Here is a 15,942-nt window from a genome sequence, read left to right on the forward strand (position 1 = left end):
CATGGCCGCCCCGCTCGCCATCCGGGCCGCCGCCTGGCAGCTGCCCGAGCGGTCCGTCGCCGTCGCCGACCTGCCCGAACTGGCCGCACTCGACCCGGCCGAACGCGAACTCTGCCTGGCCCTCGGCATCGACCGGATCCGGGCCGACGACGGCCTCGGCGCGCTGGACCTGGCCCGGGACGCGGCCCGGCGGGCGCTCGCCGACGCCGGCGTCGACGCCGCCGACCTCGGGGCGCTCGTGGTCGTCGAGTCCCGCGCCCCGGACCGGCTGATGACCTCCGAGGCCACCCGGCTGCAGGACCTGCTCGGCGCCCACCGGGCCCTGACCTTCTCCGTGGGCGGCCTCGGCTGCGTGTCGCTCACCCCCGCCCTGCTCACCGCCCGAGGGCTCCTCGCCGCCGACTCCGGACTGGAGCACGTCCTCGTCGTGCACGGCAGCAAGCCCGCCACCCCCGCCCGCTACCGGCACCCGGTGACCGTCAACGGGGACGCCGGGCAGGCGTTGCTGCTGGGACGCAGCGGCGACCTGTCCGTCCTCGACTGCCTCCAGGAGAGCGACGGGGCCTACTGGGACCTGTTCCACGTACCGTTCCGAGACCGCCCCGTCGCCGACTGGCGGGAGGAGTGCCGGGACACCACCACCTACTCCTTCCGGCTCGCCCTGGAGACCCGCCGCCGGCTGGAGGGCCTGCTGCGGCGGCTGCTGGAGCGCAACGGACTGCACCGCGACGACGTCCGCGGATACGTCAGCCAGAACCTGTCGGAGGGAGGCTTCGCCTTCCTCGAAGAGGCCCTCGACATCACCCTGCTGCCCGCCTGCCGCGACAACCTGCGCCACTACGGGCACCTGGGACCGGCCGACGTCCTGCTCAACCTCCACACGGCCCTGCGCCGCGGCGAGGTGGCCGAGGACGGGCCCCTCGTCCTGATCAACGCCAGTCCGGTGGCCGCCTGGAGCCTGCTCCTCGTCGGCACCGACGGCGCCCCCGCACCCACGTACCAGCTCTAGACCCGGGAGACCCCATGGCAACAGCGGCCGAGGACGTCCTGGCCTTCCTCACCCGCGCGTTGGGCAGCCCGGTCGGGCCCGACGACGACTACTTCGCCGACGGGCGCGCCAACTCGCTGTTCGCGCTGGAACTCGTCACGTACGTCGAGCACCGCTTCGGGCTGACCGTCGAGGCGGAGGACCTCGACATCGGCAACTTCCGCACCGGGACGAACATCCTGGCGTTCGTCACCGCCAAGACGGACGGGCGGATCTCCGGCGGGACGGCGGCCGATGCCGCGCACGGCTGAAACGGACGCGGCGGCGGACGCCGCCGCCCTCGCCGCCTCCGTACAGGCGGCCGCCGCCGACTGGGACCGCGACGGCGAACTGCCCGGCTCCGTCCGGACGGCGGCCGCCCGCGCCGGACTCCTCGGCGTCGGCGTGCCCGCCGCACACGGGGGCCGCGACGGCACCCCGGCCGAGCTCGGCGAGGTCTGCGCACGGCTCGGCGGGGTGTGCAGCGCCCTGCGGGCCCTGGTCACCGTCCAGGACATGGTCACCGCCGCGCTGCTGCGCTGGGGCACCCCCGCCCAGCGCGCCCGCTGGCTGCCGTCGCTGGCCGGCGGCGAGCGCTTCGCCGCGTTCGCGGCCACCGAGCGGGACGCCGGCACCGAACTGTCCGCCGTGACCACGTCGGTGACCGAGCACGGCCACGAGCTCGAGATCACCGGGAGCAAACGCTGGGTCACTTTCGGCCGGACCGCCGATGTCTTTCTGGTCCTGGGCACGGCGGACGGACGCCCCGCGGCGGTGCTCGTCGAGGGCGACCGGCCGGGGGTCCGCAGGGAGCCCGTGCGAGGACAGCTCGGCCTGCGCGCGGCCGGCGTCGCCCATCTCGACCTCGACCGGGTGCGGGTGCCCCGCGGCCATCTCCTGGCCCCGGTCGGCCTCGGTCTCTCGCACGTCGTGGGCACCGCGCTCGACCACGGCCGTTTCACCGTGGCGTGGGGATGCGTGGGCATGGCCGAGGCCTGTCTGGACGCCGCGGCCGGGCACGCGGCACGCCGCGACCAGGCCGGCGCCGTCCTCGCCGAGCACGAGGTGGTCCGTGCCCTGCTCGGCCGCGGCGCCGTGGACGTCGCAGCGGCCCGCGAGCTGTGCGCCCGGGCCGCCCGCTCACGCGCCGGGCGGCTGCCCGAGGCGGTCGCCGACACCGTCGTCGCGAAGTACGCGGCGGCCGGCGCAGCCGTGCGGGTCACCGGTGGTGCCGTGCAGACGCTCGGCGCGGCGGGATGCGCCCCCGACAGCCTCGTGGGGCGGTTCTTCCGCGACGCCAAGGTCATGGAACTCATCGAGGGCTCCGCGCACGTCGCGGAACTGCACATCGCCGACCGGCTGCTGCGCCGCCACGGCTTCAACGCGGCGGCGCACGGCGCCCGCCGGGAGGTACGCCCGTGAACGCACCCGCGAGCACCCCCGAGCCCCCCGTCGTCAAATGCCTCGTGTGGGACCTCGACGACACCCTGTGGCAGGGCACCGTGCTGGAGGGGGACGCCCCCCGTCCTTCCCCCGCGGCCCTCGCCACGCTCAAGGCCCTGGACGAGCGCGGCATCCTGCACGCCGTCGCCAGCCGCGGTGACCACGCCACTGCCACCGCCCATCTGACCGCCCTCGGCCTGCTCGAGCTGTTCACGGTGGTGGAGGTCGGCTGGGGCGCCAAGTCGGAGGCGGTCCGCCGTATCGCCGGCACCCTGGGCATCGGGCTGGACACCGTCGCCTTCATCGACAACGACGCCGTGGAACGCGCCGAGGTCGCCGCGGCCCTGCCCACCGTACGCTGCCATCCCGCGGCGCACGCCGCGCTGTTGCCCGGCCTGCCCGACTACCGCCCCTCCCACGTGACCGCCGAGAGCCGCGCCCGGCGCCTGCTCTACCGCGGCGAACTGCGGCGCAGACAGGCCCAGGAGGACCACACGGGGCCCCCGCAGGAGTTCCTCAGCTCGCTCGGCCTGGTCCTCACCGTACGCCCGGCCACCGCCGACGACCTCGAACGCGCCCACGAACTCACGGTCCGAACGCACCAGTTGAACACCACCGGCCGCACCTACGGCCTCGCCGAACTGCGGGATCTGTGCGGCTCCCCGGCCCACCAGGTGCTCGTCGCAAGCCTGGAGGACCGGTTCGGCTCCTACGGCACCGTCGGCCTCGCGCTGAGCGAGCGCGGCGAAGGCACCAGCCTGCTGCAGCTCCTGCTGCTGTCCTGCCGGGTCATCAACCGGGGCGTCGGCCCCGCCCTGATCGGCCACGTGGTGCGGGACGCGCTCGGCTCGGGCCGCCGCCCGCTCGCCGAGTTCGTGCCCACCGACGTCAACCGCGTGATGCTGGTGAACCTGCGCTTCAGCGGCTTCGAGGTGGTCGAGCACACCGAAGCGGGCCTCCTCCTCGGTTTCGACCCCGCCCGCACACCCCCCGCCCCGGACGGCGCGGTCCGCGTCGTCACCCGCCCCTGACCCTCGCAGGAGACGCCCATGCACACCGCCCACGACACAGCCGCCCCGCCCCCGCTCACCGTCGGCGTGGCCGGCGCCGGCACGATGGGCGTCGGGGTGGCCCAGTGCCTGGCCGCGGCCGGTCACCACGTCGTCGTCACCGACCCCGACCGGCACGCCCTCGCCACCGGTCCCGCGCGGCTGCGCGACGGCGCCCGCGCCGCCGTACTGCTGCGCAAGGCACCACGGGACGCGCCCGGCACCCTGCCCGCCCGGGTCCGCTGGACCCGCGACCCGAGGGACCTGGCCGATGTCTCCTTCGTGATCGAGTGCGCCCCGGAACGCCTCCCGCTCAAGGAGGAACTGTTCCGCACCCTGGACGCCGTCTGCCCGCCCGGCGCCGTGCTCGCCTCGTGCACCTCCGCCATCCCCGTCGGCCGGCTCGCCGCCCGCACCGGCCGGCCCGAACGCGTCCTCGGCATGCACTTCATGAACCCGGCCTACGCCAAGGACGCCGTGGAGGTGATACGCGGCCCGCACACCGGCGCCGGCACCCTGGACCGCGCCCTCGGCCTGCTGGCCGGCATGGGCAAACACGGCATCGTCGTCTCCGACGCCCCCGGGTTCGTCTCCAACCGGGTCCTGATGGCGACCGTCAACGACGCGGCCGCGGTCGTCCAGGCGGGCACCGCCGACGCCGCGACCGTGGACCGCGTCTTCCAGGAGTGCTTCGGGCACGCCATGGGCCCGTTGCGCACCGCCGACCTCATCGGCCTGGACACCGTCGTCGACTCCCTCGACGTGCTGCGCACCCTCACCGGCGACGCCCGCTTCACCCCCTGCACGCTGCTCGCCCGGCTGGTCGCCGACGGCCGCCTCGGCCGCAAGTCGGGGCAGGGTTTCCACTCCTATCCCGGGCGGTCCGGGCCGGCCGGAGCGCCCGCCACCGAGGGCGCCGGGCACGCGATAACGGCGCGATAGGTGGCTCATATCCACCGCCAGCACAGTGGATCCGACCCCACCGGCAGCGCCGCCGGTCCCCACCCCCCGACAACCGACTGAGGTGACAGCCATGAGCATCGACGCGCAGACGATCGTGCACACCATCCTGGCCGAGGACCTGGAGGTGGACCCCGGAGAGATAGCCGACGACGTCAGCCTGCGCACCCTGGAGCTGGACTCGCTGGCCGTCGCCGAGCTCATCGTCCGCATCAAGGAGGAGACGGGCATCGACCTGGAGGGCGAGGAGACCCGCATGGCCGACCTCACCGTCGGGGACATCGTCGCCCTGGCCGGATCGGGTCGGGAAGCGGCGTGACCGACGGGCCCGTCGCCATCACCGGCACCGGACTGGTGACGCCGGCCGGCACCGACACCGACTCCACCTGGGACGCACTGTGCGAGGCCCGCTCCCTGGAGTCCGGTGACCCCGAGCCGCTGGAGGGCACCGGAGTCCGGCACAGCCTGCGGGTGCCGCCCCTGCGCCCCGGACAGCTGGAAGGGCGGGGAACGGCACGCACCGACCCGTTCATCCGCTTCGCGCTCGCCGCCGTCGACGAGGCCCTGGCCGCCTCCGGCCTCGACTCCGGCAGCTGGGACGGCAGCCGGGTCGGTGTCGTCGTCGGTTGCGGTCTCGGCGGCACCACGACCCTGCACGAGCAGCACGAGCGGCTCGCGCGCGGCGGCCCCGGGATCGTCTCCCCGTATCTGCACCCCCGCTCACTGATCAACATGGCGGCGGGCGCCGTCAGCCTGCGCCACGGCATCACCGGACCCAGCCACACCGTGGTGGCGGCCTGCGCCTCCGGGGCGGTGGCGCTCGGTCTCGGCAAGACCCTGCTGGACGCGGGCCTGTGCGACACGGTGATCGCCTGCGGCACCGACGCCGGGGTGACCCCCGTGGTGGTGTCCGGCTTCGCCCGCATGGGCGCCCTGTCCGCGCAGAAGGGACCGGACGCCTCCCGGCCGTTCGCCGCCGACCGCGACGGGTTCGTCATCTCCGAGGGCGCCGCCGCCGTGGTCATGGAGAAGCCCGCCAAGGCACGCGCCCGCGGCGCCGAGGTGCTCGGCCGGCTGCTCGGCTACGGCAGCACCTCCGACGCCCACCACCCCACCGCCCCGCGTCCCGACGGCGCGGGCGCCGAGGCCGCCGTGCGCCAGGTCCTGGAACAGGCCCACCTGAGCCCGGCCGACGTGCAGACCGTCAACGCCCACGGCACCTCGACCCCGGCGAACGACCTGACCGAGAGCCGGCTCATCGCGCGGCTGTTCCCGCACAACCCCTCGGTCACCGCCAACAAGGGGCTCCTCGGCCACACCCTCGGCGCGGCCGGCGCCATCGAGGCGGTGCTGACCCTGCGCAGCCTGCGCACCGGCATCCTGCCGCCGATCGCCCACACCGAACGGCCCGACCCGGAACTGCCCGAGCTGGACCTGGTCCTGGGCGGCGCCCGCCGGCACGGCGCCACCGTCGCCCTGAGCACCTCCTTCGGGTTCGGCGGCAGCAACTGCGCCCTGCTGCTCGACGCCTGACCCACCGCCGCCACCGAACCGAGCGACCCGTTCCTGGGGGAGTCCATGACGCAACGCGAAGAAGAACTGGCCCGGGTGCTCGCCGGGCCCGAGTTCACCCCTGTGCGCCCGGCCGGCCAGGGCCTGTACGAGTACAGCCTGCTGACGCTGCGCCGGGCACGACTCCTGAACCGGGCCGGGCTGACCGCCAACTCCCTCTGGCTGGGCCGCGGGGACGGCGCCGACTTCCCCGGTTTCCTGCGCACCATGGGCTGGATCGGCGCCTACGACCTGTCCCTGCTCAACGTCCTGGTCTCCCACCAGATCGCCGGAGACGCGCTGCTCAGTCACGGCGGCCCCGGCCAGGTCCGCTCCTACGGCCCGGAGATCGACCGGATGGCGAAGGTGTACTGCTTCGCCGCCTCCGAACTGCACGCAGGCTCCGACCTGAAGCGGGTCCGCACCACGGCCGTCCACGACCCCGGCAGCCGCACCCTGGTCCTGAACACCCCGAGCCCCGCCGACGCCAAGGTGTGGATCGGCAACAGCCTGCACACCGGTGACGTCGCAATGGTCCTGGGGCGGCTGGAGGTCGCGGGCCGCGACGAGGGGCACCACTGGTTCCGGGTGCCGCTGCGCGAGGGCGGCCGGACGCTGCCCGGGGTGCGCATCGGCCGGGCGGAACCCAAGGGCGGCGTGACGGCCAACCAGACCGGACTGCTGACCTTCACCGACTGCCGGCTGCCGCTGTCCGCGCTGATGGACCGGTGGGCCACCATCGGCCCCGACGGCGTCTACAGCTCCCCGCTGCCCCGCCACCGGCGGTTCGAGGAGTGCCTGGCCACCTTCACCCACGAGCGGCTGTTCCCGTCCGTGGGCGCCGCCCACGCCCAGCGTCTGGCCTGCGCGGTCACCACCCGGTTCGCCGTCGTCAAACACGCCTTCGGCGCACCGCTGATCGGCCACGCCCACTACCGCATGCGGCTGACCACCGCCGTGGGCCGGGCGCTCGCCGCCCGGCACGCCATGGAGGCCCTCACCTCCGTCGCCGTGACCCGCGCCGCCCGGGAACGCCCCGCCCGCGACCAGGTGGTGCACGCCCTGATCTCCTGCGGCAAGTCCGGCTGCACCGCCGACGCCCGGCACACCCTCGCCGAGACCCGCGAACTCTGCGGCGGCCTCGGCTACCACGACGACAACCAGATCGCGCCCCTGCTGCACGACTACGAGATCGCCGTCACCTTCGGCGGCGACAACACCGTCCTCGGGTATCAGGCCTCGCGCTACGCCCTGCGCCGCCGCGAGGACTTCGACGCCGTCCTCGACGAGGCGGTCGCCGCGTCCGGCGGCGCGGAACCGGTGCTGAAGCTGCGCCGGATCTGCGACGCCCTGCTCGACCGCGTCGAACAGTCCGGCCCCGGCGAGGCCAGCAACCGGTGGACGCGCGCCGTCTACCAGACGCTGGCGCTGGGGCACTGGTACGCCCACCCCGAGAGCTCCCCGGGCGCCCGGCTCAGGGGCCAGTACGCGGCCGGCTGCCTGCTGGAGCACGCGCTGACCGGGCTGCGGGCCGGGATCCTCGACTCCGCCGCGGTGCTCCGGCTGGAGGAGACCCGCCAGGCCGCTGCCGCCGCCCCGGTGGACGGGCTGGAACTGCTGGACGCCCTCGCCGTCCCCGAGGCGCTGATCACCGCGCCCATCGCCCGCCCGGACTTCGCCGAACGCCATGTGATCGCGGCCCACGAGCACCTCGGGGCCGCCGTCGCGCCCACGGCCGCACCGGAAGGAGGCACCCTCGCATGACCGGTCCGCACCCCGCCCAGGCCGCCGTCGTCACCGGCCTCGGCACCTGTCTGCCGGAGACCGTCGTCACCAACGACGACCTCTCCCGCCACCTGGACACCGACCACGCCTGGATCCACAGCCGCACCGGCATCGCACGCCGTCACCGGGCCTCGCCCGGCACCGGCACCGGCGACCTGGCCGTCGCCGCCGGCGCCGCCGCGCTCAAGTCGGCCGGCCGGGACGACTGCGACCTGGTCCTGCTGGCCACCACCACACCGGACCGGCGCTGCCCCGCCACCGCCCCCACGGTGGCCTCCCGGCTCGGCCTGGAGGCAGCCGCCTTCGACCTGTCGGCCGTGTGCTCCGGCTTCGTCTACGGGCTCTCCGCGGCGGCCGCCATGGTCACCGCCGGGACCTGCGAACGCGCCCTGGTCATCGGCGCCGACGTCTACTCGTCCATCGTCGACCCCACCGACCGCACCACCGCCGTCGTCTTCGGCGACGGCGCCGGAGCGGTCGTCCTGGAACGCGGATCACGGGACGCGCCCGGCGCGCTGCTCCACTGCGAACTCGGCAGCGACGGCACCGGAGCCGACCTGATCACCATCCCGCCCGGCGGCGACCACCTGACCATGCAGGGCCGCGCCGTGTACACCCGCGCCGTGACCACCATGACCGAGTCGGCCCGGTCGGTGGCCCGGGCAGCGGGCTGGAGCCCCGACGACATCGACGCCTTCGTCGGGCACCAGGCCAACCAGCGCATCCTCACGTCGGTGGCCAAACGCCTGGGGCTGCCCGCCGAGCGCGTCGTCTCCAACATCGCCGACGTCGGCAACACGGCCGCCGCCTCCATCCCGCTCGCCCTGGCCGACGCGTCCGCCGACGGCCGCATCCGGCAGGGCGACCGTCTCGTCCTGACCGCCTTCGGCGGCGGCCTCACCTGGGGCTCGGCGGCACTCGTCTGGCCCGACACGGAAGCCGTGTGCGACGTACGGGCGTGAGCACGCCCTCCGACCGACGGCCCGGACACCGCACCACCCACGCACTGTCACCGAGACGCACTGTTCCCGACACGGAAGGAACCCAGCGGTGCCCAAGGTACGGATCGCGATCGCCGGCGCGGGCATGGGCGGACTCGCCGCGGCCGCCGCCCTGACCCGCGCGGGCCACGAGGTGCGGGTCCACGAACAGGCCGCCGCCCTCGGCGAGGTCGGCGTGGGCATGCACCTGACCCCCAACGGCACCCGCATCCTGCAGCGCTGGGGTCTCGGCGACGCCCTGCGGGCCCGCGCGGTACGGCCCGAGGCGATGGAAGTCCGGGAGTGGGCGGGCGGCACCACCCTCGTCCGCAGCCCGATGGGCGAGGCCTGGACGGCGGAGTTCGGGGCGCCCTACTACACCGTCCACCGCGCCGACCTGCACGCCCTGCTCCTCGGACTGCTCCCACCGGGCACCGTGCGGGTCGGCCGCCGCCTCGAACGGTTCACCGACGCCGAGGACGGCGTCCGGCTGGAGTTCGCCGACGGAAGCCTCGACGAGGCCGACGTCCTGATCGGCGCCGACGGCGTCCACTCGGCGGTGCGCCACGCGTTGCACGGCCCCGGCACGCCCGTCTTCACCGGCCAGAGCGCCTTCCGCGGGCTCGTCGCCCGCCGGGACGTGCCGCACCTGCCGGGCGACACGGTGCTGGTGTGGGCGGGCCCCGACGCGCGCATGCTGCTCTACCCGGTGCGCGGTGGCGAACAGCTGACCTTCGTCGCCCTCGTCCCGGGCGGCGCGGAACCTCTGGAGTCGTGGAGCGCGCCGGGCGACCTCGCCGCACTCGCCGCGGCCTTCACCGGCTGGAACCCGGACGTCACCGCTCTCGTGGCCGCCGTGCGGCAGGCCCGGCGCTGGGACCTCCACGACCGGGAGCCCCTGGCCTCCTGGGGGCACGGCGCGGTCACCCTCCTCGGCGACGCCGCCCACCCGATGCTGCCGCACCACGGCCAGGGTGTCGGTCAGGCCGTCGAGGACGCGGCCGTCCTCGCGCACTTCCTCGGCGCCCCGCACCCGTCGCCCGCCCGTGCCGGTACCCGGCGCGGGCGGATCGCCGAGGCGCTGCGCCGCTACGAAGCCGTCCGCCGCCCGCACACCACCCGCGTCCAGCTCGGCTCCCGCGACGGCGGCTCCCAGCGGCTGCGGCCCGCCGCCGACGGCGCGGCGCCCCGGGACTCCATGGCGTCCCTGGTCCAGGACGTCTCCTGGATCCAGCGGCACGACGCGGAGGCGGACCTCACCGAGACCGCCGTCCCGGCGGGTGCCCCCGCCTGAGCACGGCAGAACCGACGACCGTCCCACCCCATCCGCTCACGACAGACGGGAAGAACCATGCAGAACCCCCTCGGCAGGCGACAGGTCCTGCGTACCTCCCTGGGCGGCGCCGCCGCCGTCGGCCTCGGGGCCGGCGGCCTGCTCGTCGCCGCGCCCGGCGCCATCGCCGCCCCGGCCCGCCCGGGCCGTGACGAGTTCCCCGACGTGCCGGGCATGCTCGGCGACCGCCGGGCCAACGAACTCTGGTACCAGTTCGACGAGGTGACCCTCTACAACTCGACCCCGGAGCTGGAGCAGGCCTACGCCGACATCGCCACCGCCCTCGGCGACAAGTGGGAACGGGCCATCTTCGACACCTGGATGAGCATGGCCAAGTCCCCCGACTACCCGCGCAACTTCACCGAGTACGTCAGCCCGATCCGCGGCCCTCTCCAGATCCTGTCCGCCACGCAGCTCGGCGTCTTCGACACGTTCTACCGGCCCTACGGCCGCGGACTCGTAGGCGCCTTCGCCGACTTCGCGCAGGGCGTGCTCAACGACCCGCGCCGCGCCCGCCCGGTGCACACCATGAACGGCAACCCGCCGCCCGGATACCACATCTGGTTCATCTTCATGCGGGCCATGATGCTGCTCGGCATCGACTGCCACCGCTGGGAGCGCATCGCCCCGATCAACGCCATGGCCTGGGCGGTGCAGACCATCGCCAAACCCGACCAGTGGAACGTCAAGGAGCCGCTGCCGCGCGCCACGGTCGCCCGTGAGGCGGCGAAGTGGCTGCCGCGCGGCGTCGCCCGCCTGGACCGCGACTTCCAGTCCTACCCCTACCCCGAAGGCATGAGCTGACGAATCGGCCACGGCCCGCCGGAGCGGTGACGTGCCGCTCCGGTTGCGGAGGGCACCGGCCGGCCGTGCCGGAAAACCGTTCCGCGGCGAATTCCGGAAACGGCCGGCCATGCTCAACCGATACGCGGGCGATAACGCATCGCCCTAGCGTCCGGAGTGCACCCGATAACAATGTGGACGGAGGCCGCCTGACGATGGCTGCGAATACCGGACGCACGACTGCGCCCTACGACACGACCCTCACCGGGCAGGACGCGCAGCTCGTCGAGGAAATAGCTTGGAAACTCGCCAACCGGACCTCGGGCCTGCCCGACGATCCGGAATGGGTGGCGGCCGCCCGCAATTCCTGGCATGAATTGCCGGTGGCGCTGCGCCGCATTCTCGCTGAATTCCGCCGCGACTCCGGCCCCCAGGGCGCACTGGTCGTGCGCGGGCTCCCCGTCGAGGCGATGGAACTCCCGCCGACCCCCAGCGTCAACGGGTCCGTCCAGCGCGAGGCCTCCCTCGCCGCCGCGATCCTGCTCATGGTCGCCAGCGGGCTCGGCGACCCGGGCGCGTTCCGGCCCGAGAAGGGCGGCGCGCTCGTCCAGGACGTCGTGCCCGTGCCCGGCATGGAGGAGTTCCAGGGCAACGCCGGCTCCACGCTGCTGACCTTCCACAACGAGAACGCCTTCCACGAGCACCGCCCCGACTTCGTGATGCTGCTGTGCCTGCGCGCCGACCCCGAGGGCCGGGCCGGGCTGCGCACCTGCTGCATCCGGCAGGTGCTGCCGCTGCTGCCGGAGGAGACCCTGCGGACCCTGTGGGCGCCGGAGTTCGTCACCGCCCCGCCGCCCTCCTTCGGCCTCGGCGACGTCGAGACCCCGCCGGCCCCGGTGCTCTCCGGCGACCCGCACGACCCCGACATCCGCGTCGACATCGCCGCCACCAGCCCCGTCACCGAACGGGCCGCCCGGGCCCTGCGCACCCTCCAGGACCACTTCGACCGGACCGCGGCCACCCACCGCCTCACGCCCGGCGAGCTGGCGATCGTCGACAACCGGGTCACCGTGCACGGCCGTACCGAGTTCACCCCCCGCTACGACGGCACCGACCGCTGGCTGCAGCGCACCTTCGTCCTGAGCGACCTGCGCCGTTCCCGCGCACTGCGCCCGGCCGACGGCTACGTGCTCGGCGCGGCCGGCTGACCCGTCGTACGGCCAACCGACCGAACCGAGTCACGTAAGGGAGAGCGATGACCAGCACGCAGACCAGGGAGCGGCCCGCCGCCGCGCGCCCCCAGGCGACGGCGCCCGGCGCCGGGGCGGCAGGCGCCTCCACCTCAGGCATGGGTCTGCGCTCCCTGCTGCCCCATCTCAAGGGCCACTGGCCGACCCTGGGCGTCGTCGCCCTGCTGTCGCTGGCCACGACCCTGCTGACCCTCAGCCAGCCGGTGCTGATCCGGGACGTGCTGACCCGCATCGAGGCCGACGAGGCCGTGGGCGGTCTCGTCGGCCTGCTGCTGGCCGCGCTGGTGGCGGCGGCCGTGCTCACCGGCTTCCGCGACTACATGCTCCAGCGGGTGGCCGAGGGCCTGGTCCTCGGCACCCGCCGCCGGCTGGTGGCCCGCCTGCTGCGGCTGCCCATCGCCGAGTACGACCAGCGCCGCACCGGGGACCTGCTCTCCCGTGTCGGCGCCGACACCACCCTGCTGCGGGCCGTGGTCACCTCCGGGCTGTTCGACATCGTCACCAACGTCCTCATGGTGGGCGGCTCCGCCGTGATGATGTTCCTCATCGACCCGACGCTGTTCGGGGCCACCGCGCTGGGCCTGGCGACCGGTGTCGTCGCGGTGGTGGGGCTCTCGCGCCGGGTGCGCGGCGCCTCGCGGGCCGCCCAGGACCGCGTCGGCGAGATGACCTCCGCGGTGGAACGCGCCATCTCGGCCGTGCGCACCATCCGGGCCAGCGGAGCCGAACACCGCGAGGCGCAGGCCGTCGACGACTACGCCAAGGGCGCCTACGACGCCGGCCTGCGCATCGCCACCCTGCAGGCGCTGATCAACCCGGTCACCTCCACCACCGTCCAGCTGGCGTTCCTGGTGGTGCTGGGCATCGGCGGCGCACGGGTGGCCTCCGGCGCGATCGAGGTCGGAGACCTGGTCTCCTTCCTGCTGTTCCTGTTCACGCTCTGGTTCCCGCTCGGCCGCGCGCTCAACGCCTACTCCCGCCTCCAGACGGGCCTCGGCGCCCTGCACCGCATCGAGGAGGTCCTCACCCTGCCCCAGGAGTCGGACCTCGCCGACCCCCCGGCCGCCACCGCGCTGTCCGTGCGGGAGCGGACCCCGCCCGCCGCCGGCGGCACGGCGAGCGCCCCGCCGCCGCCCGCGATCGAGTTCGACCACGTCGCCTTCGGCTACACCGGCGGCGAGACCGTCCTGAAGGACGTCTCCCTGGTGGTGCCGCGCGGCACCCGGACCGCGCTCGTCGGCCCGTCCGGCGCGGGCAAGTCCACCCTGCTGTCCCTGGTGGAGCGGTTCTACGACGTCACCTCGGGCACCGTCCGCGTCGACGGAACCGACGTGCGCGAACTGCCGCGGCCCGTCCTGCGCCACAGGCTCGGCTACGTCGAGCAGTCGGCGCCCGTGCTGGCCGGAACCGTCCGGGACAACCTCGCCCTGGCCGCACCCGACGCCACCGACGAGGACATGCGTGAGGTGCTGCGCTCGGTCAACCTGGAGAACGTGATCATGCGGGCGCCGCTCGGCCTCGACGCCCAGGTCGGCGAGGGCGGTGTGCTGCTGTCCGGCGGCGAACGCCAGCGGCTGGCCCTGGCCCGCACCTTCCTGGCCGCGCCGCCGATCATGCTGCTGGACGAGGCGACCAGCAACCTGGACGCCCGCAACGAGGTCCTGATGCGGGACGCGATCGGCTCCGTCACCGCCGACCGGACCCTGCTCGTCGTGGCGCACCGGCTGTCCACCGTCGTCGACAGCGACCAGATCGTGGTCCTCGAACGCGGCGAGGTCGTCGCCGCCGGCCGGCACGACGAACTCGCCGACAGCAGCCCCCTCTACCGCGAACTCGCCGCGCACCAGCTCCTCATCAAGTAGTCCAGCCGCACGGCACCTCACGCGGCGGCACGACACGTACGGGCACGACACCCAGGGACACGACAAGGAAGGGGCCTCCCGGCCGGCGGCCGGGAGGCCCCTTCGCGTGCCCCGAGGGGTTCCCTCAGCCGGCGTGGCGCATCACCCGCTCGCGCACCGCCTCCCAGGCGGCGTCCAGCCGCGCGGCGCGGGCCACGGACATCTCGTCCGTGAACCGGCTGTGGGCGCGCCGCTCCCGGTACAGCAGCAGCGTCAGGTTGACCAGGAACGGCACCAGGCCCTCCCGCTCGTCGAGGCGCGCCACCTCGGCCTCGACCCGCTCGCGGGCCCCGGGGACGTCGCCCAGCAGCAGCCACAGCTGGGCCAGGTCGAGGCAGGGCAGGAACACGGCGGCGCTCGCCCAGTCGATCAGCGTGTACGTCCGGCCGGTGCGCATCACGTTCGCCAGGACCAGATCGCCGTGGCCGAACTCCCGGGGCTCACCGGCGAGTTCCAGCATGCGCACCACGGCCGCCTCGTGCCGTTCGTCGAGGTCCCTGCGCTCCAGGATGCCGTCCACCAGCGGGCGGTAGTCGACCCGCCAGTTCTCCGGCACGCCGGGACGCCACGGGCGCAGCCGTCGTACGGCCTTGAGCACCCCGGTCAGGTCCCGCTCCGCCAGCGGCGGGGCCGGGAACCGTTCCGGTGCCAGCACCGTGCCCGGCAGCCGCTCCGTCACCAGCACCGCACGGCCGGCGTCCGCGGCCAGCCGCCGCGGCACCCGCACCGGCGGGCGCTGCCGGTCGAAGAGGTCGTACGCCTCGATCTCGCGCAGGCACTGCCGGCGCCAGTCGGGGGTGCGCACCTTGGCGATCACCTCGGTGCCCCGCAGCACGCCGGCCACCACCAGGGAGGTGCGGCTGCGGTGGACGACGGCAGTCGGCTCCAGCCCCGGGCACACCTCGTGCACCAGACCCATCAACGCCTGCTCGTCGACGGTCGGTTCGAAGGTCGTCTCGATCTGCGTCAAGGGAGTTCTCACCGCCCCAGGAATTCGGTGATCAGCTTGTTGACGGCGTCGGGCGCCTCCAGATAGCCGTAGTGCCCGCAGTCGGCCACCACCTCGAACTCCGCGCCCGGGATCGCCTCGGCGACCTCCCGGCCCAGCACCGGAGGGGCGATCAGGTCGTCCTGGAAGGCGATGACCCGGGTGGCCGCCCGGATGCCGCGGTAGGCCGGGCGCCGGTCCGGCATGGCACCCACCGCGAGCTGGGCACGGTGACCGGGGCCCGACACCCGCGTGAGCTCCAGCACGTCCAGCCAGTCGCGCGCCCGCTGGTCGTCGTCGAGGGTGCGCGGGGAGAGGTTCTGCAGGGCCTGCACCACCGCCTCGTACGCCGCGGGCAACCGCACCCCGTTGTCGTAGAGCTCCATCTCCGCCCGGCACAGCGCCTCGCGCAGGACGTCCGAACGGCCTCGGGTGGCCATCAGCACCAGCCGGTCGACCAGTTCGGGCCGGGACACGGCGAGCTCCTGCGCGATGTGCGCGCCCATCGAGATCCCCACCACCGGGCACGGGCCCAGCCGCAGTTCCTCGATCAGCGCCGCCGTGTCGGCGACCAGGTCGTCGATGCCGAACCCGTCCGCGCCCTCGTCACTGGGCGCGATGCCGCGGTTGTCGAAGCTGATCACCCGGAACCCGGCGGCGACCAGCGCCGGCACCTGGTGCAGGTGCCAGGCCCGGCCGCTGCCGCCCGAGCCCATGACCAGCAGCACGGGCGGGGCCGACGTCCCGCCGGGGGGTGCGTTGTCGTAGTAGTGGAGCCGGACGCCGTTGACGTCGAGGAAGGGCATGGCGGTGCCTCCGGGGAACCGTGGAAGAAGGGACAGGGACGGAAGGGCGGAGCGGCGCCCCGAGACGGCGCCGCTCCGCCGGTGGT

The 15,942-nt window shown here is 74.4% G+C and carries 15 protein-coding genes; 13 read left to right on the forward strand and 2 right to left on the reverse strand.

The genetic code is table 11. From position 1 onward, the window contains the following. Position 1: 1 nt before the first annotated feature. From ACIGAQ_RS02235 to ACIGAQ_RS02295, 13 genes are all read left to right on the forward strand, one after another. A complete protein-coding gene (locus ACIGAQ_RS02235; RefSeq protein ID WP_399778530.1) occupies positions 2-1,009 on the forward strand; it encodes a 3-oxoacyl-ACP synthase in 1,008 nt (335 codons plus the stop codon). A gap of 14 nt (positions 1,010-1,023) precedes the next feature. Continuing rightward, entirely contained in the window at positions 1,024-1,299 is a 276-nt protein-coding gene (locus ACIGAQ_RS02240; protein WP_362277589.1) for an acyl carrier protein, read from the forward strand. Continuing rightward, positions 1,283-2,449 (forward strand): acyl-CoA dehydrogenase family protein, encoded by a 1,167-nt coding sequence (locus ACIGAQ_RS02245; protein ID WP_399778532.1) that lies wholly within the window; start codon positions 1,283-1,285, stop codon positions 2,447-2,449. Before ACIGAQ_RS02240 ends, ACIGAQ_RS02245 begins: the two co-directional genes overlap by 17 nt. Then, the gene (locus ACIGAQ_RS02250; RefSeq protein ID WP_399778534.1) at positions 2,446-3,501 is read left to right on the forward strand and encodes an HAD-IIIC family phosphatase; all 1,056 of its coding nucleotides are present in this window, start codon (positions 2,446-2,448) and stop codon (positions 3,499-3,501) included. Before ACIGAQ_RS02245 ends, ACIGAQ_RS02250 begins: the two co-directional genes overlap by 4 nt. Before the next feature lie 18 nt (positions 3,502-3,519). Next, positions 3,520-4,461, forward strand: coding sequence for a 3-hydroxyacyl-CoA dehydrogenase family protein (locus ACIGAQ_RS02255; protein ID WP_399778536.1), 942 nt, complete (start codon positions 3,520-3,522; stop codon positions 4,459-4,461). Between the two features lie 91 nt (positions 4,462-4,552). Next, positions 4,553-4,798, forward strand: coding sequence for an acyl carrier protein (locus tag ACIGAQ_RS02260; protein ID WP_311680651.1), 246 nt, complete (start codon positions 4,553-4,555; stop codon positions 4,796-4,798). Continuing rightward, positions 4,795-6,012 (forward strand): beta-ketoacyl-[acyl-carrier-protein] synthase family protein, encoded by a 1,218-nt coding sequence (locus tag ACIGAQ_RS02265; RefSeq protein ID WP_399778538.1) that lies wholly within the window; start codon positions 4,795-4,797, stop codon positions 6,010-6,012. Before ACIGAQ_RS02260 ends, ACIGAQ_RS02265 begins: the two co-directional genes overlap by 4 nt. A gap of 45 nt (positions 6,013-6,057) precedes the next feature. Continuing rightward, positions 6,058-7,794, forward strand: coding sequence for an acyl-CoA dehydrogenase family protein (locus ACIGAQ_RS02270; RefSeq protein WP_311680653.1), 1,737 nt, complete (start codon positions 6,058-6,060; stop codon positions 7,792-7,794). Beyond that, a complete protein-coding gene (locus ACIGAQ_RS02275; protein ID WP_399778540.1) occupies positions 7,791-8,777 on the forward strand; it encodes a beta-ketoacyl-ACP synthase III in 987 nt (328 codons plus the stop codon). Before ACIGAQ_RS02270 ends, ACIGAQ_RS02275 begins: the two co-directional genes overlap by 4 nt. Before the next feature lie 88 nt (positions 8,778-8,865). After that, positions 8,866-10,089, forward strand: a complete 1,224-nt coding sequence (locus tag ACIGAQ_RS02280; protein WP_399778542.1) for an FAD-dependent monooxygenase — start codon at positions 8,866-8,868, stop codon at positions 10,087-10,089. A 57-nt stretch (positions 10,090-10,146) separates the two neighbouring features. Next, positions 10,147-10,932 (forward strand): hypothetical protein, encoded by a 786-nt coding sequence (locus ACIGAQ_RS02285; protein WP_362277565.1) that lies wholly within the window; start codon positions 10,147-10,149, stop codon positions 10,930-10,932. Positions 10,933-11,126: 194 nt separating this feature from the next. Next, on the forward strand, positions 11,127-12,119 hold the full coding sequence (locus ACIGAQ_RS02290) for a clavaminate synthase family protein (RefSeq protein WP_362277562.1): 993 nt from the start codon (positions 11,127-11,129) through the stop codon (positions 12,117-12,119). A 47-nt stretch (positions 12,120-12,166) separates the two neighbouring features. After that, complete coding sequence (locus tag ACIGAQ_RS02295) at positions 12,167-14,023, forward strand: ABC transporter ATP-binding protein (protein ID WP_399778545.1); 1,857 nt, start codon at positions 12,167-12,169, stop codon at positions 14,021-14,023. A 124-nt stretch (positions 14,024-14,147) separates the two neighbouring features. Here ACIGAQ_RS02295 and ACIGAQ_RS02300 read toward each other — a convergent pair whose 3' ends face one another. Together ACIGAQ_RS02300 and ACIGAQ_RS02305 are read right to left on the reverse strand one after the other, a co-directional pair. Then, positions 14,148-15,032, reverse strand: coding sequence for a phosphotransferase family protein (locus ACIGAQ_RS02300; protein WP_399778547.1), 885 nt, complete (start codon positions 15,030-15,032; stop codon positions 14,148-14,150). 8 nt (positions 15,033-15,040) lie between these two features. Next, positions 15,041-15,856 carry an alpha/beta fold hydrolase gene (locus ACIGAQ_RS02305; protein WP_362277553.1) on the reverse strand — a complete coding sequence of 272 codons (816 nt, stop codon included), beginning with the start codon at positions 15,854-15,856 and terminating at the stop codon, positions 15,041-15,043. Between the last annotated feature and the right edge of the window lie 86 nt (positions 15,857-15,942).

The sequence above is a fragment of the Streptomyces sp. NPDC085932 genome (assembly GCF_044540525.1).
Classification (GTDB): Bacteria; Actinomycetota; Actinomycetes; order Streptomycetales; family Streptomycetaceae; genus Streptomyces; species Streptomyces levis.

What these genes read in the sequence shown, in the direction of transcription:
- ACIGAQ_RS02235 (WP_399778530.1), top strand. Translation starts at nt 2, where the DNA reads ATGGCCGCCCCGCTCGCCATCCGGGCCGCCGCCTGGCAGCTGCCCGAG.
- ACIGAQ_RS02240 (WP_362277589.1), top strand. Translation starts at nt 1,024, where the DNA reads ATGGCAACAGCGGCCGAGGACGTCCTGGCCTTCCTCACCCGCGCGTTG.
- ACIGAQ_RS02245 (WP_399778532.1), top strand. Translation starts at nt 1,283, where the DNA reads ATGCCGCGCACGGCTGAAACGGACGCGGCGGCGGACGCCGCCGCCCTC.
- ACIGAQ_RS02255 (WP_399778536.1), top strand. Translation starts at nt 3,520, where the DNA reads ATGCACACCGCCCACGACACAGCCGCCCCGCCCCCGCTCACCGTCGGC.
- ACIGAQ_RS02260 (WP_311680651.1), top strand. Translation starts at nt 4,553, where the DNA reads ATGAGCATCGACGCGCAGACGATCGTGCACACCATCCTGGCCGAGGAC.
- ACIGAQ_RS02270 (WP_311680653.1), top strand. Translation starts at nt 6,058, where the DNA reads ATGACGCAACGCGAAGAAGAACTGGCCCGGGTGCTCGCCGGGCCCGAG.
- ACIGAQ_RS02275 (WP_399778540.1), top strand. Translation starts at nt 7,791, where the DNA reads ATGACCGGTCCGCACCCCGCCCAGGCCGCCGTCGTCACCGGCCTCGGC.
- ACIGAQ_RS02285 (WP_362277565.1), top strand. Translation starts at nt 10,147, where the DNA reads ATGCAGAACCCCCTCGGCAGGCGACAGGTCCTGCGTACCTCCCTGGGC.
- ACIGAQ_RS02290 (WP_362277562.1), top strand. Translation starts at nt 11,127, where the DNA reads ATGGCTGCGAATACCGGACGCACGACTGCGCCCTACGACACGACCCTC.
- ACIGAQ_RS02295 (WP_399778545.1), top strand. Translation starts at nt 12,167, where the DNA reads ATGACCAGCACGCAGACCAGGGAGCGGCCCGCCGCCGCGCGCCCCCAG.
- ACIGAQ_RS02305 (WP_362277553.1), bottom strand. Translation starts at nt 15,856, where the DNA reads ATGCCCTTCCTCGACGTCAACGGCGTCCGGCTCCACTACTACGACAAC.